The following is a 25,681-nucleotide window of genomic DNA, read 5'->3' on the forward strand; positions in this document are numbered from 1 at the left end:
CACCCCGACAACTACATCGAAGCGAACCCGCTCGTGACGCCCGCGCATATCGTGCCGGAATGGTATTTCCTGCCGTTCTACGCGATCCTGCGCGCCTTTACCGGCGATGTCTGGGTGGTGATGTTCGCAAGCTGGATCACCGGCGGGATCATCGACGCCAAGTTCATTGGTGTGTTGGCGATGTTTGGTGCCATCGCGGTGATGGCGCTGGCACCCTGGCTTGACACCTCTTCGGTGCGGTCGGGACGGTATCGCCCGATGTTCAAGTGGTGGTTCTGGCTGTTGGTGATCGACTTTGTGGTCTTGACCTGGGTGGGGGCAATGCCCGCCGAACCGCCCTATTCGACCATCTCGTTGATCGCGTCGGCCTATTGGTTCGCCTATTTTCTGGTGATCCTGCCGCTCTTGGGCGTGATCGAGAAACCCGAGGCCCAGCCTGCCACCATCGAGGAAGATTTCGATGCGCATTATGGCAAGGCCCACACGCCCGCCGAATAAGAAAGGACGGATGACAATGTTCAAGACAACAGGCATTGCGGCCCTTGTGGCCCTGTCCCTCTCGACCGGTGGCGCGTTGGCCGCCGGGGGCGAGGGGCATATCGAGGACGTCGCCTTTTCCTTTGAAGGTCCGTTCGGCAAGTTTGACCAGAACCAGCTTCAGCGCGGTCTGAAGGTCTATACGCAGGTCTGCGCGGCCTGCCACGGCCTGCAATACGTGCCGCTGCGGACGCTGGGTGATGAGGGCGGGCCGCACCTGCCCGAGGATCAGGTGTTTGCCTATTCCGAGCAGTTCGAGGTGTTCGACCCGGAGCTTGACGATTTCCGGACGGCCACACCGACCGACCATTTCCCGGCTGTGACCTCGGCCGGGGCGCCGGACCTGAGCCTGATGGCCAAGAAGCGCGCTGGCTTTCATGGACCCTATGGGACCGGTCTGAGCCAGCTCTTCAACGGCATGGGTGGGGCGGAATACATCTATTCGCTGATGACCGGCTATCACGAAGTGCCGGAATGTGCGCCTGAGGATTTCCCCGGCAACTATAACGCGGCCTTTACTGCGGGTGGCTATCCCGAAGAGTGCAAGGACGAGCATGGTCACGCGACCGTGCCCGGTAGCTGGATCGCCATGGGCCAGCCGCTCTGGGGCGACGATGTCGAGTATGACGATGGCACCGAGGCCACGCTGGAACAGCAGGCCGAAGATGTCGCGGCGTTCCTGATGTGGACGGCGGAGCCCAAGATGATGGCGCGCAAGCATGCGGGCCTGACGGGCGTGATCTTTCTGACCATCCTGTCGGTGCTGCTCTATCTGACCAACAAGCGGATCTGGGCGCCGATCAAGGGCAAGAAAACGAGCTGATCGAGTCGCGACCTAAAGTATCAAAAAAGCCCCGCAAGCCCGTCTTGCGGGGCTTTTGCGTGACGTAGGGTCAGAATTATTTCAAGACGTGGTCAAATAGCGCAGGGCGCAAGGTGACGCAGCGTTTGCAAACGCCCGCCAATCCTCTATGAGTTTCGCAATCGCTACCAACAAATACAGGCACATGCTCGATCAATCCCACCCCGCCCCGCTGCCACCTGAAACACGCGCTGGCAGGGAATGGGCGCAACTCCTCGCGAAATACCGCGAGCCGAGTTCGCCCCGCGCCGCGTTTGAATTGGCTGTGACCCTTGGTCCGTTTCTGCTTTTGTGGGGGCTGGCGTGGTGGTCACTTTCGGTCAGCTACGCGTTGACCCTGCTTTTCGCGATCTGTGCTGCACCGTTTGTGTTGCGCCTCTTTGCGATCCAGCATGACTGCGGCCACGGGGCATTTTTTGGCAGCCGGTCGATGAACGACTGGCTGGGCCGCGCACTCGGGGTGGTGACGCTCACGCCCTATGACGTCTGGCGGCATTCACATTCGATCCACCATAGCTCCTCGGGCAATCTGGGGCGGCGCGGTATTGGCGACATCGACACGCTGACGGTGGCGGAATATGCCGCACTTACGCCGTTTCAGCGTTTGAAATACCGGCTCTATCGCAATCCGCTGGTGCTGTTCGGGCTTGGCCCCTCTTATATTTTTCTGTTGGAGAACCGCCTGCCGCTCGGGTTCATGGGCAAGGCGCGCTATTGGGTGAGCGCGATGGCCACCAATGCCGTGCTGGTTACGATTTTGGTCATTGTGGGCTGGTTTGGGGGGCTGATGCCGATCCTGCTGATCTTTTTGCCTTCGACCGTGCTGGCGGCGACGGCGGGCATGTGGCTATTCTACGTGCAGCATCAGTTCGAGACGACCCATTGGGAGTCTGAGGAAAATTGGCAATTGCATGATGCCGCCCTTGAGGGCAGTTCGCATTATGTGTTGCCCGCGTGGCTGCAATGGCTGAGTGCCAATATCGGGATTCATCACGTCCATCACGTCAACAGCCGCATTCCGTTTTACCGCCTGCCCGAAGTGCTGCGCGATCATAGCTACTTGGATAAGATCAACCGGATGACCATTCGCGAGAGCCTTGCCAATGCCCGGCTACATCTTTGGGACGAAAAGGCGCGTCGGTTGTTGTCTTTTGCCGAAGCACGGGCGGTGATCGAGTCGGCTTGAATTCGTCGGTCCGCTGCCTAGCTACCCATCAGGAGGACCGCAATGCGCATCAATGCAGATTTTTCCCAACGTGTCGTGATCCGGCCCGAAGATTATGACTGGGTGCAGTCGCCTGCGACCGGGGTCGAGCGGATGATGCTGGACCGGATCGGGGATGAGGTGGCGCGTGCCACCACCATCGTGCGGTTCGCGCCCGACTCGTATTTCGATGCCCATACCCATGGCGGCGGCGAGGAATTCCTCGTGCTGGCGGGGGTGTTTTCCGACGAGAGTGGCGATTATCCGGCGGGGTCCTATGTGCGCAATCCGATTGGCACACGCCACAAGCCGCATACCAAGGAAGGCTGCACGATCCTTGTGAAGCTCTACCAGTTCGACAAGTCCGATACCGAGCAATTCCATGTCGACACAAAGCGGGCCGCGTTTCGCCCCGGTCTGGTCGAGGGGTTGAGCGTGCTGCCGCTGCATACGGCGGTGAATGAGACTGTGGCGCTGGTGCGATGGGCCCCCGGCACGCGGTTCACACCGCATCGGCATTGGGGCGGCGAAGAGATTTTCGTGATCGAGGGCACCTTTGCCGATGAGCATGGCAGTTATCCGGCGGGAAGCTGGGTGCGCAGCCCGCATCTGTCAGAGCACAAGCCCTATTCTGATGAGGGCTGTCTGATCTATGTGAAGACGGGGCATTTGCTCGAACAGGTCGCGGCGTGAATTGGACGATGTTTTAGCCTTTTTGCGCGCCCCCGCGCGGCTCAGCGCATAGCTCTATCGCGGCAACGGGTTGCTCGCGCGATTGTAGGGGCGCCAATTGGTGATCTCGGGATAATACATCTCGCGCCAGCGGCGCACGCGGGGGTTCATAACCCGCCGCCAAATCGGCGGGACCATGGCGGCCATGGTCATCACCGGATAGCCATAGGGCAATTGCGGGGCGTCCGCCTCGGTGTAATTCTGCAAGAGCGGAAAGCGGCGGTCGGGTTTGTAGTGATGATCCGAATGGCGTTGCAGGTTGATCAAGAGCCAATTTGACGCCTTGTGCGCTGCGTTCCAGCTATGGCGCGGCTGAACATGCTCGTATTTGCCGCCGCCCAGATGTTTGCGCGTCAGGCCGTAATGCTCGATGTAATTCACAAGTTCCAGCTGCCAGATCGCGACGAACGCCTGCCAGACAAAGAGTGCGAGGCCAATCCAGCCGCCGATCAGCCCGGCCAGCAGGGCCATGAACCCTTGGAGTGCCCAATATTTGAAGAACGGGTTCTTGAGGTCATGCCACGGCAGGTTGCGGCGGGCGAGCATGTCGGCCTCTGCCTGAAACGCCGAGTGCCAGCTTTGCCGCAGAACGCGCGGGAAAAAGCGGTGGAATCCCTCGTTATAGCGCGCCGTGACCGGATCGCGGGGGGTGCCCACATAGCGGTGATGCACCAGAAGATGCTCGGATCGGAAATGCGAATAGAGCACCATCGCCAAAAGGATATCGCCCATAAACCGCTCGCCCCGGTTTTTCTGGTGCATGAGCTCGTGGCTGTAGTTGATGCCAATCGTGCCGGTGATCACCCCCACGCCAAAGAAGAGCAGGATGGTTTCGAGCGGGCTGAGATGTGCGTCGCCGGGGCCGGTGACATACCAGATCAGCCAATAGAGCAGGCCGAATTGCAAGGGGGCCCAGATCAGGGTGATCGCGCGATACCAGGTCAGTTGATCCTCGCGCGTGTCGAGATCGGCATTCTCGGTATATAGTCCGAGAAAGGCGTCGAGGATCGAAAAGAAATACCACGTGGTCAGCGGCAGCAAAAGCACGGTCCAGCCGCCGTTGAGCGCGCCCAGAACGCCCAAGGGCAGCAGCAGGAGCGACATCCAAAAGGGCAGGGCGCGATGCAGTTGGGCAACCTGTGCGGCGGGGATCATTGGGGTGTCCTGTGCGGTTTCACTCTTGGATATCATGGCATATCACGGTGCAGAGTTTAGCGCAGCCCGCGCAAGGTCAAAGACCTTTCGCATGACGGTAGGTAATTCCGCAGGCCGAAACGTGGCGTCCGGCAGGAATGTGCCGCGGTCGGGTGTCGCATCCTCGGGCAAAAGCGCGACGTGGATGCGGAGGCGGAGGTGAAAATGGGTGAAGGTGTGGCGGGCCTCGGCCTCTAGCTCATGCCAGTGGGCGGCGATGGGCGGGGCGGGGGGCGGTGCCTCGGCCCAGTCGCTGCCGGGCCAGCCCAGCATACCGCCCAGAAGGCCGCTGTCGGGGCGGCGTTCTAGCAGCCATGCGCCATCCGCGCGCCGCGCCACATAGGCGTGACCATGGCGCAGGGGTTTGGCGATCTTGGGCAGTTTGCGCGGCAGGTCTGCGGCGGTGCCTGCGGCATGGGCCGCGCAGGGCGCGCGCCAGGGGCAGAGGGCGCAGGCGGGGGATTTGGGCGTGCAGATGGTGGCACCTAGGTCCATCACCGCCTGTGCGTAATCACCGGGGCGCGTGCGCGGCGTGAGGCGGGCGGCGGCCTCGGTCAGTTCGCGCTTGGCGGTGGGGAGGGGGATGTGGATGTCATGGAGGCGCGCCATCACGCGCTCGACATTGCCGTCCACCACCACATGCGGTTGATCATAGGCAATAGCGGCGATGGCGGCGGCGGTATAAGGCCCGATGCCGGGCAGGGCGCGCAGGCCGTCGAGCGTGTCGGGAAAGCGCCCGTTGTGATCGCGCACCACCGTGCGGGCGCATTTCAAGAGATTGCGGGCGCGTGCGTAATAGCCCAAGCCCGCCCATTCGCCCATGACTGCGGCATCCTCGGCGGCTGCCAGATCGGCGACGGTGGGCCAGAGCGTCGTGAAGCGGAGGTAATAGGATTTGACCGCTGCGACGGTGGTCTGTTGCAGCATCACCTCACTCAGCCAGATGCGGTAGGGATCGGGATGCGCGCCGCCCGCGCGGGCGGCGGGACTGATGCGCCATGGCAGGTCGCGGGCATGGCTATCATACCAGGCAAGCAGGCTCTCAGCCTCGGCGAAATAACGCATAGTTTACCCTCTTGCCCCGCAATCTGCTCTGGTATCCCGTGTCACATGCCATAGATTAGCGCCAATGAGGAGAGCGCCAACCATGACCAGCCGCAAGGCCGCGACATACGGGTTCAAACGCACCTCGGCGTTGCTGCAAACCAGCATCCGCCGCGCCTCGGAGAGCCGTGGATTCGCGCAATCGCGGCTCTTGACCCATTGGGCCGAAGTGGTGGGCGACGACATCGCCGCCATCGCCCGCCCGGTTGAGGTGTCTTATGCGCGGCAGGGGATGGGCGCGACGCTCACGCTCTTGACCACCGGCGCGCAGGCCCCGATGCTGGAGATGCAAAAGGAAAAGCTGCGCGAGCGGGTCAATGCCGTTTACGGCTACAATGCCATCGCACGTATCCGCATCACCCAGACAGCCCCCGTGGGCTTTGCCGAGGGGCAGGTGGATTTCACCCATCGGCCCAAGGGGGCGACACCGCCTGTCGTGGCCCCTGAGATGCTCCAAGCCGCGACAAGCCTCGCCGCGCCTGTGACCGACGACGGATTGCGGGCGGCGCTGGAAAGGCTGGCGCGCAACGTGTTAACCAAGTCGCAACACTGACCGACCCATCAGACCAAGGATAAAGACATGAAACACTTGATCGCAACCGGGGCGCTGGCCCTTGCCATGCTCACTGGCCCTGTCGTGGCGCAAGAGGCCGCTCCCGACACGTCGCAGATTGTCGAGATGACGATGGGGCCAGAGGATGCCAAGGTCACGATTGTGGAATATGCCTCGTTTACGTGCCCGCATTGCGCGAATTTCCACAAGGGGCCGCTCAAGCAGTTGAAGGCTGATTACATCGACACCGGCAAGGTGCATTTCGTTTACCGCGATGTCTATTTCGACCGGTTCGGCCTATGGGCGTCGATGGTGGCGCGCTGTGGCGGGGGCGAAAAGTTCTTTGGCATCGCGGATATGCTCTATGAGCAGCAGGCGGAATGGACCCAAGGCGAGCCGCCTGCCATCGCCGACAACCTGCGCCGGATCGGCAAGGTCGCGGGGCTGGAGCCGGATGCGGTCGAGGCCTGTCTCAATGACACCGAAAAGGCCAAGGCGCTTGTGGCTTGGTATCAGCAGAACGCCGAGGCGGATGCGGTCGAGTCGACCCCGACGCTGGTGATCAACGAGCAGAAATATTCCAACATGGCCTATGACGATCTCAAGGCCATCATCGAGGAAAAGCTGGCGGAGTAACCCGCCGGGCCGGATCGGGCCGGGATTGCGCATCCCGGCCCCTTTATCCCTCTGGACAGTCTCGCGCGGCGATGGCAGAATTTGATCAAATTCCACGATCTGCCGGAGCACCCCCATGAAAGACGACAATTTCCTGCGTGAGATGAACGCGCGCCACCTGTGGCACCCGATGGGCCATCCCGGCGAGCAGCAGGCCAATGCGCCCAAGATCATCAAGAGTGCCGCAGGTGTGCGGATCACCGACATTGACGGGCATGATCCGGTCGATGCGGTGGGGGGGCTCTGGTGTGTCAACCTTGGGTATTCCAACGATGTGGTGAAACAGGCGATTTCCGATCAGCTCTGGCAGTTGCCCTATTATTCGGCCTTTGCTGGCAGCACCAACCCGGCGGCGATCGAGGCGTCCTATGCGGTGCAGGAGTTCTTCGCCGAAGATGGGATGACGCGCGTTTTCTTTACCTCTGGCGGGTCGGATAGCGTGGATACGGCGTTGCGCATGGCGCGGCAGTATCATCGCCTGCGGGGGGAACCCACGCGCACCAAGTTCCTGAGCCTGAAAAAGGGCTATCATGGCACCCATTGGGGTGGTGCCTCGGTCAATGGCAACAACCGGTTCCGGATCACCTATGAGCCGCTCTTGCCGGGCTGTTTCCATCTGCCGAGCCCCTATACCTATCGCAACCCGTTCGGTGAGACCAATGGTGCCTTGCTGGCGCAAAAGATCGCGGCCGCCATGGTGGACGAGATCGAGTTTCAGGACCCCTCGACCATCGCCGCCTTTATCATGGAGCCGATACAAGGCGCGGGCGGCGTGATCGTGCCGGACGCGTCCTTTATGAAGCATATGCGCGAGATTTGCGACCGCTACGGCATCCTGATGATTTCGGATGAGGTGATCACTGGCTTTGGCCGCACCGGCGACTGGACCGGCGCGCGGCATTGGGGCGTGCAGCCCGACATGATGACCATCGCCAAGGGCATCACCAGCGGCTATTTCCCGGTGGGTGGCGTGGTTCTGGGCGACAAGGTGGCCGAGGTCTTTGAAAAGGCGGGGCCTGAGGGCAACATCTGGACCGGCTACACCTATTCGGCGCATCCCGTGGGGGCTGCGGCGGTGGTGGCGTGCCTGTCGGAAACGCTGCGGCTTGATACCAAGAACAATGCAGCCGTGCGGGGCGCGCAGCTTTATGAAGGGGTCAAGAAGCTGGCTGAAAAATACGACATCATCGGCGATGTGCGCGGCGGTCATGGGTTGATGATGGGCATCGAACTGGTCAGCGACCGCGAGAAAAAGACGCCGATGGATGCCGCGACCATGAAGCGGGTGCATCAGGCGACCTATGAGGCGGGCGCGATGGTGCGTCTGGGGGCGCATAACATCCTGATGTCACCACCTCTGGTCATTTCCGAGGCGGAAATCGACGTCATTCTGTCATCACTCGATGCCGGGTTCGCGGCGGCCTGAGCCATGCCAAGCGCCTTGAACGGCGCTTGGTTCGTTTTCCAATCGGGTGTTAGCTGAACCGGCTCCAGGCCGATTTCATAGCTTTGGACATATTGTCCCACGCCTGGTCGGTGCCGGTCTTGAAATCTTTCCAGGCTTCAAGGCTGGCGGCCTGTATCTTGTCATACTCGGTTTCCAACTCGGCGCGCTTTTCGCGCAGGTCCTTGATCTGTTCCTGGTATTTGATCTGCATGTCGGCAGAGGCCTCGCGCGATTTCGCCTGCAGCTTGTCGATCTCGGCTTTCCATTGGTCGAGTTGGGCGTGCAGCTTTGCCTGATAGGCGTCTTTGTCCATGACGTATCCTCCTTATGGGAAATGGTCGTGTTGGGCTGAGTGGCACCTATGCACGATTTCCGGGAAACCAAAGGGGCCAGCGGATGTCCGCTGGCCCCTGAGTATTGCATGATAGAGCCTGATTTACTCGAACTTCTTGATCTCGCCGGATTTCAGGCGCGCAAGGTAGCTGTCGAGCTCGCGCTTGACGATGGGCATCAGGATATAGAGCCCGATGATATTGACCACCGCCATGGCAAAGATCGCCGCATCCGAGAAGTCGATGACCGGGCCAAGGTTGGCCGCAGCCCCGATCACCACGAAAATGCAGAAGATCACCTTGAACACCAGTTCCTTGGTCTCGCCTTCGCCAAAGAGGTAGGTCCAGGCCTTGAGGCCGTAATAGGACCAACTGATCATGGTGGAGAAGGCGAAGAGGATCACCGCGACGGCCAGAACATAGGGGAACCAGCTAATCGCGCTGCCGAAGGCCGCGGAGGTGAGGCCCACGCCCGAGGTGCCGCCGACAGTCTGGATTGCGGTGCCCGCCTCGTTGAGCAGGTAATTGCCATCTGGCCCCGCCACAAGCTGTCCGGTGATGATGATCACCAGCGCGGTCATGGTGCAGATCACAACGGTGTCGATGAAGGGTTCGAGCAGCGACACGAAGCCTTCGGTGATCGGTTCCTTGGTGCGCACCGCCGAATGGGCGATGGCGGCGGAGCCGACGCCCGCCTCGTTGGAAAAGGCTGCGCGCTTGAAACCCTGAATCAGCGCGCCGACCATGCCGCCCGCGACACCAAGCCCGGTAAAGGCCCCGTCGAAGATCTGACCAAAGGCCCAGCCGATTTTATCCGCGTTCATCGCAATGATGATCAGTGCCGTGCCGACATAGAGGATGCCCATGAAGGGCACGACCTTTTCGGTGACGCTGGCGATGGATTTGAGGCCGCCGACGATCACCGCAAAGACCACACCGGCAAAGATCACGCCGGTGATCCAGCCCGGATATGCGCCGACGATGCCCGCGATCTGCTGATGCGCCTGATTGGCCTGAAACATATTGCCGCCGCCAAGCGCGCCGAGGATGCAGAAGATCGAAAAGAGCACGGCCAGAAACCTGCCACCGGGCACGCCGCGTTCGGCAAAGCCCTTGGTCAGGTAATACATCGGGCCGCCCGAAACGCGCCCGTCCGGGTATTCGTTGCGGTATTTGACGCCAAGCGTGCATTCGGTGAATTTCGACGCCATGCCCATGAGGCCTGCAAGGATCATCCAGAAGGTCGCGCCGGGACCACCAATGCTGACCGCGACGGCGACGCCTGCGATATTGCCAAGGCCCACGGTGCCCGAGAGGGCGGTCGCAAGCGCCTGAAAGTGGCTGACCTCACCGGCATCGTTCGGGTCGGAATAGTCACCTTTGACGAGGGCAATGGCGTGGCCCACGGCGCGGAACTGGATAAAGCCGAAATAGAGCGTGAACACGGTGGCACCAATCACAAGCCACGCCACGATCCACGGAAAGGATGTGCCCGGAAAGTTGGAAAAGATCAGATTGACGAACCAGCCGGTCGAACTGGCAAACATCTGGTTCACTTTTTCATCAACGGATTGCGCATGGGCAGGCAACGCGAGCAAGGCCGCCCCGACCGCCGCCGCAGGAAATGCGAGTCGTTTCATGTGTATCATCCCTGTTGTTTCTTGCTGTTATGGCACAATGGTGCAGGGCACCGGGGCCGTCTGTACGAGCGCGCCCGCGACCGAGCCGAACACCCGCGCGCCAATCGCCGACTGGCCGTCGCGGCCGATGACGATCTGGACGGCGTTCACCTCTTTGGCGATGCGGCAGAGCAGATCGGCGGTGTTGCCATAGCGGATCACGGTTTCAACTGGCATGCCGCTGTCCTGCAACTCGGCCACCACGGTCGAGGTGATGGCCTTTTCCGCGCGCTCCATCTCTTCGCGGCGGCGTTTGTGGCGCTCTTCCAACTCGCTGGGTGTGAGGAAGGAATAGGGCGACCATTCCAGCACATGCGCGAGCACGATGGTGCCGCCTTGCGCGCGCGCGCGGTCCACCGCGAATTCCAGGGCGCGCCGCGATGACACGCTGCCGTCGTAGCCGACGACGAACTTTCCAGACATGACAGGATCTCCCTCGCTGTTGTTGTGGGTCCGGGCATCCTGACGGCACCCGGTAGTCTACTCTACCAGAGGTTACGTCCGCGGTTTTCCCGGATTTCCCAGTTTTGCAGGCCGAACGCCGCAAAATTCGGCAGAAATCGGGATGTCCTGCAAGATTCTTCGGCTCTGGCGCAGAAAGAGGCGCGTGGCGGATCGTCGCGCGCCGCTCTGTCACGGCTGCGCGTGCGCCATTGAATCCGGGCATGGATTTGCGCATAGATGGGGCAAACCCTGCTGGAGAGCCTCATGGACCTGCGCCCGATTACCCAAGATTTCACCGTTTCCCCGCAGATCGAGGTGGCGGATGTGGCCGCCATTGTCGGTGCTGGGTATCGCTCGATTCTGTGCAACCGCCCGGATGGCGAGGATTACGGGCAACCCGCCTATGACGCGGTTGCGGCGGCGGCAGAGGCGGCGGGGCTTGTGGTGCGGTGGGTGCCCATCGTGTCGGGGCAGATGACGCAGTCGGCGCTGGATGAGTTTCGTGCAGCCCTTGATGAGATGCCCAAGCCCATCCTCGCCTATTGCCGCACCGGGACGCGCTGCACGATGCTATGGAGCATGACGCGGTTTGACGATCTGGGTGGGGATGAAATCCTGCGCGCCACCGCTCAGGCGGGCTATGACATGTCCGGTCTTGTGGCGCAGCTTGAACGCCGGCAATGACCGACTGGGCCGTTCTCGGCCATGACGGGGAGAGGGCGCGCGCCTTTGTGATGGAGGGCGCGCGGATTGTCCGGCAGGCAGAGGCCCCGGATGAAACGGCTGCGCGCGCGCGCGTCGCACCGCTTCCGCAGAGGGTTTTCCGGATTGGAGAGGGGCAGGGGGTGCACCTGCCCGCGCCGGTTCTGCCGCAGGGCGCGCGGGGGCTGTCGCCGCTTGTGCAGGACACGCCGCCGGATGTGATTGACGCCTGGGTGCGTCTGCTCTTGATCGGTCTCGGCCGAGAGCGGGGGCATTGGGACGGGGTGGCCTGGGTGGTTGGGCGTGATCTCAGTCATTGGGTGCATCTGAGCGCGGGCGAGGCCGTGAGTTGCCAGAGTTTCATGACGCCACGGCTGATGCGGCTCTTGGGGGGGGCGTCAGAGCCTTGCGAAGCCGCTCTGGCCGATACGCTGAGTCGCCCGGAACGTCTGGCGGCGCATTTGCGTGGCGCAGAGGTGCGCGGGTCTGCGACGGCGATGACTGGGCATCTTCTGGCGGCGGAACTGGCGGCAGCGCGCCCTTATTGGCTGGGGCAAAATGTGGTGCTGATTGCGGCGGGGCGGGCTGCGGAGAGCTATGCCGGGGCGCTGCGTGGGCTGGGTGCGCCGGTTGAAGGCATCGCGCCCGAGAGCCTGATCGCACCCGCCCTTGCGGCGATTGACGGGGCGATGGCATGAGCCGGTCGCTCAGTCTTTCGGCCTATCTGGCCTATGCGCGCCGCGCCGGGCGCGCAGGTCCTGCGCCTGAGCGCCCGCGACCGCCGGGGCCGCTCATTTGGGCGCATGCGGTCGATGCCGCGAGGGCCGATACGCTGGTGCATCTGGCCGAGCGGTTGGCGGCGCAGCGGCGGGGATTGCACCTCTTGTTGACCACGGCGGCCACAACGCCCGCGCGCACCGACACGGCGTCGTCGGTCATCTGGCAGGCGGTGCCCGAGGATAACCTGCCCGCCGCAGAGGTATTTCTTGGCCATTGGCGGCCTGATATCTGCCTCTGGACCGGGGGCGATCTGCGGCCTGCGCTCTTGATCTGTGCCGCGCGGATGAATATCCCGCTCTATCTGGTCGATGCCGATGAGGACAATCTGGACCGGGCAAGCTGGCGCTGGTTTCCCGACATGCCGCGCGCGGTGCTGAGTCTCTTCACGGAAATCCTCACGCGGACCGAAGGTGCGGCGCGGGTGGTGCGACGGTTCGGGGCGCCCGAGCGGATCGTGACCGTCACGGGCGCGTTTCAGGAAGGCGCAATGACGCTGCCCTTCAATCCCGCCGAGCGCGAAGAGATGGCGGGCCTTTTGCGCAGTCGTCCGATCTGGCTTGCGTCGCGTATCCACCGCGACGAGTTGGCCACCGTGCTCGAGACCCACCGCGAGGTGAGCCGTCTGGCGCATCGCAGCGTGCTGATCCTTGTGCCGGATGATTTGCAGGATTGCGCCGAGATGCGCGCCATGTTGGACGCGCAGGGCTGGCGGGTGGCGGTCTGGTCGGAAGGCGAGATGCCAAGCGAGACAACGCAGGTGATTCTGGCTGATACGCGGGGCGAAATGGGTCTGTGGTATCGTCTGGCCCCGGTGACATTCATGGGCTCGTCGCTGGTCTCGGGCCAGCATGGGCGCGATCCCAATGAACCTGCGGCGCATGGCTCGGCGATTCTCTATGGGCCCAATGTGGGTCGCTACCTAAACCGGTATTCGCGCTATGCCGAGGCGGGGGCGGCGCGGATCGTGCGCGATAGCCCGACGCTTACGGCGGCGGTGCAGCGGTTGATTGCGCCGGATCAGGCGGCGGTGATGGCGCATGCGGCTTGGGATGTGGCCTCGCGCGGGGCGGCTGTGACGGACCGGATTCAGGATATGCTGCTCGACCGACTGGATCGGCTGGACGCCGCGAGATGAGCCTGCCTGCGCATTGGTTCACGCCGCCGGACCGGCCCGGTCTGCGTGCGCGGCTGTTGACGCCTGTTGCCTATCTGCGCGCGAGGCGCGCGTTGGTGGTTGGCGAGGGCTGGCGCGCGCCGGTGCCGGTGATCTCGGTCGATATACTGGCGGCGGGGGGTGTGGGCGCGTTGCCTGCGGTGCTGGCGATTGTGGGACATGTTCAACGGCAGGGGTTTGCGCCTTTGATCCTTGCGCGCGGAGGCATAGGGCCGCTCCGGGTAGAGCCGCGCCGCCACGGGGCGGCAGAGGTGGGGTCAGCGGCACTGTTGGCCGCCGATTTCGCGCCGACTTGGGTTGCGCCGGATTGGGGGGCCTGTGCGCGCGCGGCCTTGGCCGCAGGGCCTGCCGATTGTCTCGTGATGATGGGCGGGCTGCGCGATCCGGGGCTGGTCAAGGATGTATCCATTGGCGTGATCGATGCGGTGCGCGGGTTTGGCAACGGACGCTGCCGCCCGGCGGGGCCGCTTGCGGAACCTCTGGCGGCGGGGCTGGCGCGGATTGATCTGCTGATCCCGGTCGGGCCGCGTGCCGCGCAAGAGCGCTTTGCAGAGCTTTGGCGCGCGCGGCTGGACATGCCCCGGATGTCGGGCGATCTGCAACCGCTACCCACCGGCATGGATTGGGCGGGGGCGCGGCTTTTGGCCTTTGCGGGGGGTGAAGATCCGGGGCTCTTCTTTGCCACCTTGCGCGGGCTTGGGGCAGAGCCGGTGCGCTGCGAAGCCTTGGCGACAGAGGAGGCCTATGGTTCAGGTCTGCTCGCGCGGCTGGAGCGCGAGGCCTATCTGAGGGCTGCGCAACTGGTCACGACGGAAGAGGATGCCGTGCGTTTGCCAGAGGCGTTCCGGCGCAGGGTGTTAAGCCTGCCGATGCGGCTGAACTTGCCGGACATCGCGCCGCTGGATGCGGCCCTGACGCGGGTGGGATTGCGTCAGGGCGGCGGGGTCAGTTGATCGTGCTTTCCAGCCCCTCGGGTTGACCCACCACCACAAAGGTCAGCGTCTCGGGATCAAGGAGGTCGCGGGCGACGCGGTTGATATCGTCGAGCGTGACGGCGTTTACCTTGTCATTGCGGGTGGTGATGTAATCGGTCGGAAGCCCCTCCATCTGCATGCCGACGGCGATGTCGGCGATTGGGCCGTTGCCCTCGAATTGCAGGGGATAGGCCCCGGTCAGATAGGTCTTGGCATTTTCCAGCTCTTCGGGGGTGACACCGTCGGTGTGCATCCGCGCCCATTCCTCGCGAATGACGGTGATCGCCTCGGCGACACGGTCATTGGCAGAGGCGACAGAGCCCATCCAAAGCTGGGCCGCGTCCTTGTCGGCAAGGTAGGAATAGACACCGTAGGTCAGCCCACGTTTCTCGCGCACCTCGGTCATCAGGCGGCTTTCGAACCCGCCACCGCCGAGGATATGGTTGAGGATATAGGCGGCGAAGAAATCGGGGTGATCGCGGTCAATGCCCGGTTGGGCAAAGGCCACTATGGATTGCGGGGTGGCGAAATCCGTGACCTTGACGCCGCCCGGCAGGTTGGGATCGGCCGCGCCCGGCAGGGGGGCACCGGTTTCGGGCAGATCGCCAAGCAGGTGGTCGAGCAGGGAGGCAAGCTCTGCCTCGGTGATGTCGCCCACGGCAGAAATATAGATCCGGTCCCGCGCAAGCGCGCCCTGATGCGCGGCCATGATATCGTCGCGGGTGAGGGCTGTCACAGTCTCAACCGTGCCGTCGAGCGACGATCCATAGGGGTGATCGCCGAACACGAGGCTGTCAAACGCCTGTCCCACGATATCGCGCGGGTCGGTTTGCGAGGAATTGATGATCGAGAGGATCTGCGCGCGCACACGTTCGATCGCGTCGGGGTCAAAGCGTGGGTCCACGAGGCTTGCGCGCAAGAGATCAATCGCCTGATCGCGGTTCTCGGTGAGGAAGCGCGCAGAGACGCTGACCCGGTCATCATTGACCGAATAGTTGAAATCAGCGGCAAGGGATTCGGAGGCGCGGGCAAAGCCCTGCGCGTCCATCTCGGCGGCGCCTTCTTCGAGCAGGCCGACCATCAGGTTGGTCACGCCGCGCTTGTTCTCGGGGTCGAGCGAGCCGCCGCCACGAAAGCGCAATTCGAGCGCCACGAAGGGGATCGAGTGATCCTCGACCAGCCAAGCATCCAGCCCGCCGGGCGTGGTGATTTCCCGCACCTCGATTTCGGCGCGCGCGGGCAGCGCGGCCAGAAGCAGGACGAAACTCAGAACGAAACGGATCATTGCGTGACCTCCGGTGCCATTAGCCAGCCTGTGACGGATTGGGTGCTGTCCAGCACCTCGCGCGCGGCCTGCATGATTTCTTCGGCGGTGGTGGCCTCGAGAATCTCGGGCCATGATTGGACATCGGCGACGGTCAGCCCTTGGGTCAGGGCCTGCCCATATTTTTGCGCCAAGCCACCGGCATCGTCACGGGCATAGGTTTCCGAGGCGCGGATCTGCATCTTGATGCGCTCAAGCTGTTCGGCATCCACGCCGGTTTCGAGAAAAGTGGTGAGCGCCTCGTCCATCGCGATTTCGGCCTGCTCGAGCGTGACACCGGGGGCGGGCATGATAAAGAGGTCAAAGGTTGTATCATCGAGCGATAGGCCCGAATAGGACGCCCCGACCTGCACCGCTGTCTGGGTCTCGAATTGCAGTTTCTCCGCCAGATGCGAGGTTTGCCCGCCGCCCAGAATATCCGCAAGCAGCGTCAGCGCGGCGGCCTTGTGCTGGGCTCCGCTGTCGCGTTCGGGTGCGAGATAAGAGCGGGTCACATAGGGCTGGGACACGCGGGCGTCGCGCATCGTAATCCGACGTTCCGCCAGTTGTGGCGGCTCTTGCGGGCGGGCACGTTCGGGCAGGGCGGGATTGGCGGGGATTGGGCCATAATAGGTTTCGGCCAGTTGGCGTACGGTGTCGGGGGCCACATCGCCCGCGACGATCAGGATGGCGTTGTTGGGCGCATAGAAGGTCCGGTAGTAATCAAGCGCCGCGTCGAGATCGAGCCCCTCCATCTCGTGCCGCCAGCCGATGATCGGCACGCCATAGCGGTGATTGAGATATTGCATCGCGTTTTTCTGTTCGCGAAAGAGGGCACCGGGGCTGTTTTCCACCCGCTGATTGCGCTCTTCGATGATCACGTTGCGCTCTGTCAGGATATCGGCCTCGTCCAGTTGCAGATTGGTCATGCGGTCGGATTCCATGCGCATGATCAGTTCGAGCCGGTCAGCGGCAATACGCTGGAAATAGGCGGTGTAATCATAGCTGGTAAAGGCGTTGTCCGAGCCGCCGTTGCGTGCCACGGTGGCGGAAAATTCGCCGGGTGCCATGGTCTTGGTGCCCTTGAACAAGAGATGTTCGAGGAAATGCGCCACACCGGACACGCCCGGTGTCTCATCGGCGGACCCGGCGCGATACCACAGCATCTGCGTGACCACGGGCGCACGGTGATCCTCGATCACCACCACCTCAAGCCCGTTGTCGAGCGTGAAATGCGTCACCTGATCGGAGGTCGAGGCCGATGTAGGGGTAGCAAATGGCAAGAGGGCCAGCGTCAGCCCGGCGAGGAAGTGTCGCATATACGGTCTCCGGTCTATGTCGCGTCTGGTTCAGAAGATACGCCTTGGCCGCGCCGTTTCAAGCGGTGCGGTGATCACTCTGGCGGGGGTGGGCTTGCCGGGGTGAGCACGCCGCGATTGCGCAGGCGCTCTTCCTCGGCATAGGCGTCGAGCCATTCGCGGCGGTAGGCCTGCACATAATCGTCGCCGGGCAGGAAGCGCAGCACATCGACACGGCCATGGGCCTTTCGCAGTTCCTTGTCCTCGGCGGCGAGGGTCTGGCGGATGGCGGGGGTGGCCCCATAGCGGTTGGCATGATTGACAAGCGCGCCGTTGCTGGCGACCCCGCCTGCCGGATTGCCGCCCAACGCGGCCACGCCATCGGCGAGGGGATTTTGATCGGTGAGGTTGACGCCGCCGGGGTTCGGCGTGGGCAGGCTCGCCAGATTTTCGGGCGTTTGCAAGGGCTTGCCGGGGATGATGGAAAACTCGTCCGGGCCGTTTCCGGTATGGCGGATACGGCTCAGCGTGACGTCATCACGCCCGCCGCACCCGGCCACGAGGGTGGCCACTAGAAGGGTCAGAACTGTCTTACGCGGCATCGCCATCGCCACTCTCCTGCAAGGTCATGTGAGCCTTATCGCATTCAAGGCCCGAGGTCACGAGGGCTTTTTGCCCGAAGGCAGCAGAACCATGCCAAAGGCGCCGGCAAAGACGGCGATATCGGCGACGTTGAACGCATAGGGGTTGGAAATGCCGCAACAGGACATGTTGAGGAAATCCGCAACCGCGCCATAAATCAGTCGGTCGATCACATTCCCGAGCGCGCCGCCCACCAGCAGCCCCGCCGCAAACCTGTGCCAGCGGCCCAAGGGTTCGCTATGGACCCACCACAGAACCGCGCCCGAGATGACCAGCGCCACAGCAATCAGCACCCAGCGGGTGAGCGGGTCATTGCCCGCCATGATCCCGAAGTTGATCCCGTAATTCCACGCCATGCGCAGGTTGACGTAAGGCGGCCAGAGGTCGATGGACCCGAGGCTGCGCAAGTCCATCAGGTGCACGACCAGATATTTCGTGGCCTGATCCAACAGGAAGACCCAGAACGCCGTCCAGAAAACGATCCGCATGGGCGCGTCAGTGCCGGAAATGGCGCATGCCGGTGAAGACCATGGCCAACCCCGCCGCATCCGCCGCCGCGATCACCTCGTCATCGCGCATCGAGCCACCGGGTTGAATGACGGCGGTGGCACCCGCCTCGGCGGCGGTCATCAGGCCATCGGCAAAGGGAAAGAACGCATCCGAAGCTACGACGCTGCCTTGGGTCAGGGGTGCGGCGAGCCCGAGGGTCTCGGCCATATCCACCGCCTTGCGCGCGGCAATGCGGCAGCTATCGACCCGGCTCATCTGGCCTGCGCCCACACCGACGGTGGCCCCGTCCTTGACGTAGACGATGGCGTTCGATTTCACGTGTTTCGCCACTTTCCACGAAAACAGCAGATCCGCCAGTTCGCGCGGGTTTGGCGCGCGTTTGGTCACGACCTTGAGATCGGCGGCATTGATATGGCCGTTGTCCTTGTCCTGCACGAGATAGCCACCGGAAACTTGTTTGATCATCCGCCCTACCGTGGCGGGATCGGCCAGCCCATCGGTCAAGAGCAGGCGCAGGTTCTTCTTCTTGGCAAAAATACTCATGGCACCGGCGTCTGCGCCGGGGGCGATCACCACTTCGGTGAAAATCTCGGCAATCTCTTCGGCGGTGGCGGCATCGAGCGGCTGGTTGAGGGCGATGATGCCACCAAAGGCCGACGTGCGGTCGCAGTCGAACGCGTGTTTATAAGCCTCGAGCAGCGTCGCGCCACGGGCCACGCCGCAGGGGTTGGCGTGTTTGATGATGGCGCAGGCGGGGCCATCGGCGGGGGCGAATTCGCTGACCAGTTCAAAGGCGGCATCGGTGTCGTTGATGTTGTTGTAGCTCAGTTCCTTGCCCTGCACCTGCCGGGCGGTGGCCACGCCGGGGCGCGCCGAGCCATCGGTGTAAAAGGCCGCCGCCTGATGCGGGTTCTCGCCATAGCGCAGGGTTTGTGCCAGCGTGCCGGCAAAGGCGCGGCGACGTGGGGCGGTATCGCCGATGGCCCCGGCGAGCCAGGTGCTGACCGCCGCGTCATAGGCGGCGGTGCGGGCATAGGCCACCTGTGCCAGACCTTGCCGGAAGGCAAGGGTCGTGTGACCGTCATGCGCGTCGAGTTGCGCCAGAAGCGGGGCGTAATCGGCCACATCCACCACCACGCTGACAAAGCCATGGTTCTTGGCCGCCGCGCGGATCATCGCCGGGCCGCCAATGTCGATGTTCTCGACGCAGGCCTCATAGTCTCCACCACGGGCGACGGTTTCCTCGAACGGGTAGAGGTTCACGACCAGAAGGTCGATGGGGCCGATGCCATGCGCCTGCATCGCCGCCTGATGCTCGGGATTGTCGCGAAGGGCCAGAAGGCCGCCATGCACCATCGGGTGCAGGGTTTTCACGCGCCCGTCCATCATTTCGGGAAAACCCGTGACCTCGGCCACGTCGCGCACCGCGAGGCCCGCGTCGCGCAGAGCCTTGGCGGTGCCGCCGGTGGACAGGAGTTCAACCCCGCGATCCACGAGCGCGCGGCCAAGCTCGAGTAGCCCGGTCTTGTCGGAAACAGAGAGAAGGGCGCGGGTGATGGGCGCGTGATCGGTCATGTCGGGCGGTCCTGCCTTGTCGTTTCACTCGTCGGTCACGGGGGCGAGCGCCTCGTCCTCGACATCGCGGATGCCGACCGGGGTATCTTGCGCCTTGGCCAGTGACCATCTCAGATGGGTCGCATAGTCCATCGCGCGGCCAGAGAGAACGATCTGTTTGGTCGCACGCGGTTTGAGGCGCGTTTTTTCAAGATACACACTCGGTTGCAAGGACAAAGCGGCGCGTCCGTCGCTGCGGAACACCCAAATTTCGCCACTGCGCAGCGCCAAGGATACCGCCGCGCCGCCCATGTCGACCGAAGCATCCACATCGGGGTGCAGGTGAAAGCGGATATCATAGGCGATGCCCTGCATCCTTGTGTCGTCAAGGGCGCGGTCAAAGCGGCGCTTGTCCGCCTCTTCGATGGCGAGCAGCATATCCTCACCCGCGAGACCGCGCCCATCCGAGGTCAAATCAAGTTGGCGCACATGGGTCAGGCCATAGCTGCGCAGATAACCGTCCTGCGCGCCCTCAAAGCGCAGCCCGTCGGGGGCCTTGGTCAGGTTCACGGGCACAGTGCGCGGGGCTTCGCTCAGCCAGTCGGGGTGGCGTTTGTCGTTGCTCAGGCGCGCGCTCGAGCCGCTGGCCAGCACAAGCGTCGAATGGGAGGGGGTGGCGCGCCCGGCCCGCCGCCAATCCGGCCCGAAACTGCGCCCCGAGCCGCAATTAACGATCAGCGGGCGGCGCCCCGATGTCAGCTCGAATGCGAGCGTCGAGGCATGTGCGCCGGACGAGGCCGCCCCTTTGGGCGGTGGGGCCGCGTCGACGATCACGGATGTGCGGCCCGCGCCAAGCCGGGCAAAGCCCATGGCCAATCCGTCCATGCGCCGCGTCTTGACCCCGCTGGTGGCAAGCGCGCTGTCCAGTCGCCCCTCGAGCCCGCGCCCGCCGCCGTGAAAGCGCGCGAGACCGCCATCGGCATGGCGCAGGCTGCGCAGGGTGGGGGCGATGCGTTCGATCGCGCGCCAATGCGCCTCGCCTGCGGTCCTGCCGGATTCGCTGAGCGCCATGGCGGCCCATGTGAGCAGGGTAAAAACCTCGAGCAGGTCTTCGGGATTGCGGGTGGGCACGCCGCCCTGTGCGTCGATCTGGCTGTCACATTCCCGCGCCAGCGCGCTCAGCGCCGGATCGAGATGGGTTTGCATCCCCTCGAGGGACAAACCGGCATAGATGAGGCCTGTCAGCGCCTCGAACCGGGGCAGGCCGGGGCGGGCGGCCTGCCAGCGTCGGGCAAGGAAGGCGGTCTGCTGCGCCAAGGAGCGGTAGAAAGGGGCCGAAGCCTCTGATGGCTGACCGCTGAGCACAAAGAGCGCCTGGCTGATCCAGCGAATCAGGCGGCGGCCGGTTAAGTCCGGGGTCCATCCCGGCCCAGTGCCGTTGCCGTAGCGGTCGATCCATGTCCAGAGCCAGTCTTGGGCGCGGGCGCGGGCAACGGTATCGCCTGCTGCTGCCAGATCGTCGAGCCAGCCAAAGCCGTGCAATTCTGCGGCAAAGGCCGGGTCGGGCGGATCAAGATCCCAGAGGCTGATGCCCGGTGCCTCGATCAAGTGCCCGGCAAAGACGAAATTGCCGGCGCAAAGCTGTCGGCCACGGGCGAGGTAGCCGATGCTGCGCGGCTCTGGCTGCGACAGAAAGGCGGTGGCGGGTCGGCTGAGGGCGGCGCGCCGCGCCGCAAGCCGGTTGAGCAGGCGCGACCAGCGCTCTGGCCAGCGCTCGGAAATCAGATCGGATGGGGCCATGTGCCGTGCCTCTGGACGCTTCTGTCGGCGTTGATAGGGGCACTATAGCGGTGGGGTGTGGTCAAGTCACCGTTTCTTTGCTGGGGCTGGAGGAGTTAAAATCGCAGGCAGGCGATGTAAAATCCGTCCATCCCGCCGCTATCTGCCCAGAAATCGGGCCGCAGCCGCAGCCCGCCTTCTTCGGTGATCCAAGCGGGATCAATGCCCGGACGCGAGAGGCTCGCGCGGTCTACGCGGAGCCCCGGATGACGCAAGAGCGCCTCTTCCACCTGACATTCGCCTTCGTCGGGCAAGAGCGAACAGGTGCAAAAGACCAGCCGCCCGCCGGGTTTCAAGAGGGTCAGCGCATGGTCGAGCATTTCGGCCTGAAGGGTGATGAGCGCGCCAAAATCCGAGCCGTCCTTGGCATGGGGCAGGTCGGGGTGACGCCGGATGGTGCCAGTCGCGGAGCAGGGCGCGTCAAGGAGGATGGCATCGTAGGGCCCGCCCTGATGCGCGCGCGCGTCCTCAATGCAGCAAGTGGCGGCAAGGCCGGTGCGGGCGAGGTTCTCGGCCACCCGCGCCATGCGGCGTTCGGAGAGGTCGAGCGCCGTGACGTGTGCGCCCGCTGTTGCCAGTTGCAGCGTCTTGCCGCCCGGTGCCGCGCAGAGATCGAGCACTGTCTCGCCGGGTTGCGGTGCCAGCACCTGCACGGGCAGGGCGGCGGCGGCATCCTGCACCCACCACGCGCCCTCGGCATAGCCGGGCAGGGCCGAGACCTGCCCCGGATCGGTGCGCCGCAAAGACCCCGTTGGCAAGAGCGTCGCACCCAGCCGGTCGGCCCAACCCTCGGGGTCGGATTTCACGGTGATGTCGAGGGCGGCCCCGGCGAAATGCGCGCGTTCCATGGCGGTCACGGCTGCCTTGCCCCAGGCGTCGACCAGCGGGCCGCGCAGCCAGTCGGGCAGGCCGGGCAGGCGCAGGTCGTTCCAACTGCGCGGCGCCTCTTCGGCCACCTTGCGCAGCACGGCGTTGACCAGACCCTTGAGATTGGCGTGACGCGCGCTCTGGCCCACGATGTCCACGGCGGCATTAACCACGCCATGCGACTCGCCGCCCTGCGCCAGTTCCACGGTGGCCAGACGCAGCACGTTATGGACGGGCAGGGGCGGTGTCTTGCGCAGGTGGCGGGACAAGAGGCGGTCGGCGCGCGCGAGCCCGCGCAGCGTCTCGGAGGCCAGCCGTTGCGCGCGGGCGCGGTCAGCGGGGCTGAGCGGGTCGAGCGCGCCGCCTGCGATGAGATCGGACAGGAGCCGCCCCTCGCCCAACACGCGGTCGAGCAGATGCGCCGCTGCGGAGCGGGCGGTGGGGGTGTGCTTTTTCATGGGCCATGTCCTTGGCGAGCGGTTGGCTGTGCGATATATCAGGGGGGTCTTGCCAAGGAAAGCCCGACCATGACCGATGATGACAGCGACCAACTGCGCGACCTGCCCGCCGCCGCCAAACGTGCTTTGGCCGAGGCCGAGGCGCGGCGCAAGGCCGCCGAGGCGCTCGATCTGCCGCGCGAATTGGGGGGGAGGCGCGAGGGGCTCGAGCCGGTGCGCTATGGCGATTGGGAGAAAAAGGGCCTTGCCATCGACTTTTGAGGCGAGGGGCGTGCCGCGTTACTTGAGGCTCAGATCGGCAAACTGACCGGCGCCTTGATCCGAGATGAAGCGCAGGGTGTTGCCCTGAACGCGCACCGCCTGACAGTTGGGCCCAAGGTCCATCTTGCCCCAATAGAGATCACGGCAGAAATAATCGCCATTCCAGCGCCATGCGCCGGTCACGTCGCGACCAAAGGCGCGGCCCTTTATCTGGCCATCGGGGGTTACGTTGATCGTGATGCCAAAACGTGTGAGATCACGCCCTTCGATCAGTGCGACGAAGCGGTCGCGTTTCGTCACTGGGGCAAAGCCCTCTGCCATGGCAGGGGCGGCAAGGCCGAGACAGAGAAGAACAGCAAGGAAAACGCGCATTGGGGCACCCGACACAGTTTGTGATCTGGTGGGAGTACGCGTGATCGGCGGGATTGGATCAGTTTTCGCCGAGGCCCAGAACGTCGATCATGTCATAGCTGCCCGGTTTGCGCCCCAGACCCCAGAGCGCCGCCTTGAGCGCGCCGCGTGCAAATATCGCGCGGTCAGTCGCGATATGGCGCAGCACGATCCGCTCGCCTGCGGCGGCAAAAATCACGTCATGTTCGCCCATGATGTCGCCGCCGCGAATGGCCGAAAATCCGATATGCCCGCGCGTGCGTTTGCCGGTGATGCCGTCGCGGCCGCGGTCGCTAACACGCTCGAGCGCCACACCGCGCCCCTCTGCCGCTGCCTCGCCCAGCATGAGCGCCGTGCCCGAGGGGGCATCGACCTTTTGATTATGATGCGCCTCGACGATCTCGATGTCGAAATCCTCGTCTAGGGCGGCGGCCACACGCTTGGTCAGTTGTGTGAGCAGGTTGACGCCAAGGCTCATGTTGCCGGCGCGCACGATGACCGCATGGCGCGCGGCGGCGTCGAGGTGCTTGAGGTCTGATGCCTCGAATCCGGTGGTGCCGATCACATGCACGACCCGCGCCTGAGCGGCCAAGGTGGCGAATTCCAGCGTGGCGGCGGGGGCGGTAAAGTCGATCACCGCATGGGCGCGGGCGATCACTTCGAGCGGATCGTCGGTCACGACGACACCCAGGTCGGCGGCGCCCATGGCGCGGCCCACATCCTGTCCGATCCAAGCGTGACCGGGGCGTTCGAGCGCGCCGATGAGCGTCGCGCGCGGGCTCTCGGACACCATGCGGATCAGCATCTGGCCCATGCGGCCAGAGGCCCCGGTGATCACGATGCCCGGCAGGTCGGTCATGGGCGGCTCTCCTTTGCTGGTTGCGGGCCTGCATAGCGCGGAGTGTTTGAGGCGGCAAGGGCGCGGGTGGGGCAGGGGCGGTGCAGGAGTATTTCTGCCAAGAAGAAGCCGGGCAGATTTCTCTGCTTGGAAATGCCTGCCCAAGCGATTAGATGCGGGGCATGGCAAAGAACAAGTTTCATGACGGGCCCGGCCCTTCGCAACGGCAGCTTCGCGTGGGCGAGTTGATCCGCCGGACGTTGTCCGAAGTTCTGATGCGGGGCGATATTCACGACCCCGATCTGAACCGTATTTCGGTGACGGTGGGCGAAGTGCGCACCTCGTCGGACCTCAAGATCGCCACCGCCTATGTGATGCCACTGGGGGGCGAAGGCCAAGAGGATCTGATCGCGCTCTTGGCGCGCAACAAGCACGAGTTGCGGCGCATCATCGGCAAGAAGGTGGGTCTGAAATACGCGCCCGATCTGCGCTTTCGGCTGGATGAGACCTTTGACCAGATCGACGAGACGCGACGTCTCTTTGAGCAAGACACGGTGCGCCGGGATGTGGAAGGCTAGGCTCGCGCTTGGGCTTGTGCTGATGCTTGGCCCCGGCGGGGTGCAGGCGGCAGAGTGTCGTTCCGAACGCTTTGACGGACAGAGTTACACCGTCTGTGCCGTAGACATGCTGCGCGACGATCTGCGGCTTTTCCTCAATGATGCGCAGACCGGGACGCCCTTGGGCGGTTTCGGGGCGATCGACGACACGCTCAAGGCCGAGGGCAAGGCGTTGGTCTTTGCAATGAATGCGGGCATGTATCATGCGGACCGCAGCCCGGTTGGGCTCTATGTCGAAGCGGGCCGAGAGGTGCGGAGCCTTGTGACGCGCGATGGTCCCGGCAACTTTGGCCTCTTGCCCAATGGGGTCTTTTGCATCCGTGAGGGCCGCGCCGATGTGATCGAAACCTTGCGTTTTGAGCGCGAGCGCCCGCGCTGTCGAGATGCCAGCCAATCGGGTCCGATGCTGGTCATTGACGGCGCGCTGCATCCGCGGTTTCTGGAGGATAGCGACAGTTTCTATATCCGCAACGGCGTGGGCACGTCCCAAGACGGGCGGCAGGCGTGGTTTGTGATTTCGGACCGGGCGGTGAATTTCCATACCTTCGGGCGGTTCTTTCGCGATCATCTGAAGCTGCGCCAAGCGCTCTATTTTGATGGCAAGGTGTCTCGCCTCTATGCGCCTGCGCTTGGGCGCTCTGACATCGGCTTTCCTCTGGGGCCGATGGTGGGCGCGGTGATTGACGCGGGCGCAGCGGTGGATTAGGCGCT

Annotated in this window: 27 protein-coding genes and 1 pseudogene; 14 read left to right on the top strand and 14 right to left on the bottom strand. The window is 63.8% G+C overall.

Translation table 11 applies throughout. The annotated features are described in order from the left end of the window. The 4 genes and pseudogenes from KBT70_RS17135 to KBT70_RS17150 all read left to right on the top strand — a co-directional run. Window positions 1-498: pseudogene (locus tag KBT70_RS17135) on the top strand (cytochrome b); the annotation flags it as partial. A 10-nt stretch (window positions 499-508) separates the two neighbouring features. After that, window positions 509-1,360, top strand: coding sequence for a cytochrome c1 (locus KBT70_RS17140; protein ID WP_296637020.1), 852 nt, complete (start codon window positions 509-511; stop codon window positions 1,358-1,360). A gap of 184 nt (window positions 1,361-1,544) precedes the next feature. Further along, window positions 1,545-2,585 carry a fatty acid desaturase gene (locus KBT70_RS17145; protein WP_296637023.1) on the top strand — a complete coding sequence of 347 codons (1,041 nt, stop codon included), beginning with the start codon at window positions 1,545-1,547 and terminating at the stop codon, window positions 2,583-2,585. A gap of 42 nt (window positions 2,586-2,627) precedes the next feature. Next, complete coding sequence (locus tag KBT70_RS17150) at window positions 2,628-3,296, top strand: cupin domain-containing protein (RefSeq protein WP_296637026.1); 669 nt, start codon at window positions 2,628-2,630, stop codon at window positions 3,294-3,296. 54 nt (window positions 3,297-3,350) lie between these two features. Here KBT70_RS17150 and KBT70_RS17155 read toward each other — a convergent pair whose 3' ends face one another. Continuing rightward, a complete protein-coding gene (locus KBT70_RS17155) occupies window positions 3,351-4,490 on the bottom strand; it encodes an alkane 1-monooxygenase (RefSeq protein ID WP_296637029.1) in 1,140 nt (379 codons plus the stop codon). A 42-nt stretch (window positions 4,491-4,532) separates the two neighbouring features. After that, on the bottom strand, window positions 4,533-5,594 hold the full coding sequence (gene mutY / locus KBT70_RS17160) for an A/G-specific adenine glycosylase (RefSeq protein WP_296637032.1): 1,062 nt from the start codon (window positions 5,592-5,594) through the stop codon (window positions 4,533-4,535). Window positions 5,595-5,676: 82 nt separating this feature from the next. Here mutY and KBT70_RS17165 point away from each other — a divergent pair, with 82 nt between their 5' ends. The 3 genes from KBT70_RS17165 to KBT70_RS17175 all read left to right on the top strand — a co-directional run bounded on the left by KBT70_RS17165 (window position 5,677) and on the right by KBT70_RS17175 (window position 8,287). Continuing rightward, window positions 5,677-6,186 carry a DciA family protein gene (locus tag KBT70_RS17165; protein WP_296637034.1) on the top strand — a complete coding sequence of 170 codons (510 nt, stop codon included), beginning with the start codon at window positions 5,677-5,679 and terminating at the stop codon, window positions 6,184-6,186. A gap of 27 nt (window positions 6,187-6,213) precedes the next feature. Then, on the top strand, window positions 6,214-6,822 hold the full coding sequence (locus KBT70_RS17170) for a DsbA family protein (protein WP_296637036.1): 609 nt from the start codon (window positions 6,214-6,216) through the stop codon (window positions 6,820-6,822). Between the two features lie 115 nt (window positions 6,823-6,937). Then, window positions 6,938-8,287 (top strand): aminotransferase class III-fold pyridoxal phosphate-dependent enzyme, encoded by a 1,350-nt coding sequence (locus KBT70_RS17175; protein ID WP_296637039.1) that lies wholly within the window; start codon window positions 6,938-6,940, stop codon window positions 8,285-8,287. A gap of 49 nt (window positions 8,288-8,336) precedes the next feature. Here the strand turns inward: KBT70_RS17175 and KBT70_RS17180 are convergent, their stop codons facing one another. The 3 genes from KBT70_RS17180 to KBT70_RS17190 all read right to left on the bottom strand — a co-directional run bounded on the left by KBT70_RS17180 (window position 8,337) and on the right by KBT70_RS17190 (window position 10,742). Continuing rightward, window positions 8,337-8,621, bottom strand: coding sequence for a hypothetical protein (locus KBT70_RS17180; RefSeq protein ID WP_296637042.1), 285 nt, complete (start codon window positions 8,619-8,621; stop codon window positions 8,337-8,339). Between the two features lie 123 nt (window positions 8,622-8,744). Continuing rightward, window positions 8,745-10,280, bottom strand: coding sequence for an alanine/glycine:cation symporter family protein (locus KBT70_RS17185; RefSeq protein ID WP_296637043.1), 1,536 nt, complete (start codon window positions 10,278-10,280; stop codon window positions 8,745-8,747). Between the two features lie 27 nt (window positions 10,281-10,307). After that, complete coding sequence (locus KBT70_RS17190) at window positions 10,308-10,742, bottom strand: universal stress protein (RefSeq protein WP_296637046.1); 435 nt, start codon at window positions 10,740-10,742, stop codon at window positions 10,308-10,310. Window positions 10,743-11,000: 258 nt separating this feature from the next. On the opposite strand from KBT70_RS17190, the gene KBT70_RS17195 reads away from it, so the two are divergent. Genes KBT70_RS17195 through KBT70_RS17210 form a run of 4 tightly spaced genes read left to right on the top strand, consistent with a single transcriptional unit; the run spans window position 11,001 to window position 14,372 of the window. After that, entirely contained in the window at window positions 11,001-11,447 is a 447-nt protein-coding gene (locus tag KBT70_RS17195; RefSeq protein WP_296637048.1) for a TIGR01244 family sulfur transferase, read from the top strand. Continuing rightward, the gene (locus KBT70_RS17200; protein WP_296637049.1) at window positions 11,444-12,163 is read left to right on the top strand and encodes a 2-dehydro-3-deoxygalactonokinase; all 720 of its coding nucleotides are present in this window, start codon (window positions 11,444-11,446) and stop codon (window positions 12,161-12,163) included. Before KBT70_RS17195 ends, KBT70_RS17200 begins: the two co-directional genes overlap by 4 nt. Continuing rightward, on the top strand, window positions 12,160-13,380 hold the full coding sequence (locus KBT70_RS17205; RefSeq protein ID WP_296637053.1) for a glycosyltransferase N-terminal domain-containing protein: 1,221 nt from the start codon (window positions 12,160-12,162) through the stop codon (window positions 13,378-13,380). Before KBT70_RS17200 ends, KBT70_RS17205 begins: the two co-directional genes overlap by 4 nt. Then, window positions 13,377-14,372: a tetraacyldisaccharide 4'-kinase gene (locus KBT70_RS17210; protein ID WP_296637056.1), complete on the top strand. Its 996-nt coding sequence runs from the start codon at window positions 13,377-13,379 to the stop codon at window positions 14,370-14,372. The genes KBT70_RS17205 and KBT70_RS17210 overlap by 4 nt, the downstream gene beginning before the upstream one ends. Here KBT70_RS17210 and KBT70_RS17215 read toward each other — a convergent pair. From KBT70_RS17215 to KBT70_RS17245, 7 genes are all read right to left on the bottom strand, one after another. Further along, window positions 14,365-15,678: a pitrilysin family protein gene (locus KBT70_RS17215; RefSeq protein ID WP_296637059.1), complete on the bottom strand. Its 1,314-nt coding sequence runs from the start codon at window positions 15,676-15,678 to the stop codon at window positions 14,365-14,367. The two genes, KBT70_RS17210 and KBT70_RS17215, sit on opposite strands and share 8 nt — an antisense overlap. Further along, window positions 15,675-17,015, bottom strand: coding sequence for a pitrilysin family protein (locus tag KBT70_RS17220; RefSeq protein ID WP_296637062.1), 1,341 nt, complete (start codon window positions 17,013-17,015; stop codon window positions 15,675-15,677). Before KBT70_RS17220 ends, KBT70_RS17215 begins: the two co-directional genes overlap by 4 nt. Window positions 17,016-17,089: 74 nt before the next feature. Next, a complete protein-coding gene (locus tag KBT70_RS17225; RefSeq protein ID WP_296637065.1) occupies window positions 17,090-17,602 on the bottom strand; it encodes a DUF3035 domain-containing protein in 513 nt (170 codons plus the stop codon). Between the two features lie 51 nt (window positions 17,603-17,653). Continuing rightward, a complete protein-coding gene (gene lspA / locus KBT70_RS17230) occupies window positions 17,654-18,124 on the bottom strand; it encodes a signal peptidase II (protein WP_296637068.1) in 471 nt (156 codons plus the stop codon). 7 nt (window positions 18,125-18,131) lie between these two features. After that, window positions 18,132-19,721, bottom strand: coding sequence for a bifunctional phosphoribosylaminoimidazolecarboxamide formyltransferase/IMP cyclohydrolase (gene purH, locus KBT70_RS17235; RefSeq protein WP_296637070.1), 1,590 nt, complete (start codon window positions 19,719-19,721; stop codon window positions 18,132-18,134). 24 nt (window positions 19,722-19,745) lie between these two features. Beyond that, a complete protein-coding gene (locus KBT70_RS17240; RefSeq protein WP_296637073.1) occupies window positions 19,746-21,500 on the bottom strand; it encodes a heparinase II/III family protein in 1,755 nt (584 codons plus the stop codon). Window positions 21,501-21,595: 95 nt separating this feature from the next. Beyond that, a complete protein-coding gene (locus KBT70_RS17245) occupies window positions 21,596-22,864 on the bottom strand; it encodes an RsmB/NOP family class I SAM-dependent RNA methyltransferase (RefSeq protein WP_296637074.1) in 1,269 nt (422 codons plus the stop codon). 69 nt (window positions 22,865-22,933) lie between these two features. Between KBT70_RS17245 and KBT70_RS17250 the strand changes: the two genes are divergently transcribed. Then, window positions 22,934-23,125: a DUF1674 domain-containing protein gene (locus tag KBT70_RS17250; RefSeq protein ID WP_296637077.1), complete on the top strand. Its 192-nt coding sequence runs from the start codon at window positions 22,934-22,936 to the stop codon at window positions 23,123-23,125. 18 nt (window positions 23,126-23,143) lie between these two features. Here the strand turns inward: KBT70_RS17250 and KBT70_RS17255 are convergent, their stop codons facing one another. Both KBT70_RS17255 and dapB read right to left on the bottom strand, forming a co-directional pair. Further along, window positions 23,144-23,497, bottom strand: coding sequence for a dihydrodipicolinate reductase (locus KBT70_RS17255; RefSeq protein WP_296637079.1), 354 nt, complete (start codon window positions 23,495-23,497; stop codon window positions 23,144-23,146). Between the two features lie 58 nt (window positions 23,498-23,555). Then, on the bottom strand, window positions 23,556-24,374 hold the full coding sequence (gene dapB / locus KBT70_RS17260; protein ID WP_296637082.1) for a 4-hydroxy-tetrahydrodipicolinate reductase: 819 nt from the start codon (window positions 24,372-24,374) through the stop codon (window positions 23,556-23,558). 161 nt (window positions 24,375-24,535) lie between these two features. On the opposite strand from dapB, the gene rbfA reads away from it, so the two are divergent. Both rbfA and KBT70_RS17270 read left to right on the top strand, forming a co-directional pair. Beyond that, a complete protein-coding gene (rbfA, locus tag KBT70_RS17265; protein ID WP_296637085.1) occupies window positions 24,536-24,931 on the top strand; it encodes a 30S ribosome-binding factor RbfA in 396 nt (131 codons plus the stop codon). Continuing rightward, window positions 24,918-25,676 carry a phosphodiester glycosidase family protein gene (locus KBT70_RS17270; RefSeq protein ID WP_296637087.1) on the top strand — a complete coding sequence of 253 codons (759 nt, stop codon included), beginning with the start codon at window positions 24,918-24,920 and terminating at the stop codon, window positions 25,674-25,676. Before rbfA ends, KBT70_RS17270 begins: the two co-directional genes overlap by 14 nt. The last annotated feature ends 5 nt before the right edge of the window (window positions 25,677-25,681 follow it).

Origin of the sequence: Roseovarius sp. (assembly GCF_018066915.1) — a bacterium.
Lineage (GTDB): Bacteria > Pseudomonadota > Alphaproteobacteria > Rhodobacterales > Rhodobacteraceae > Roseovarius.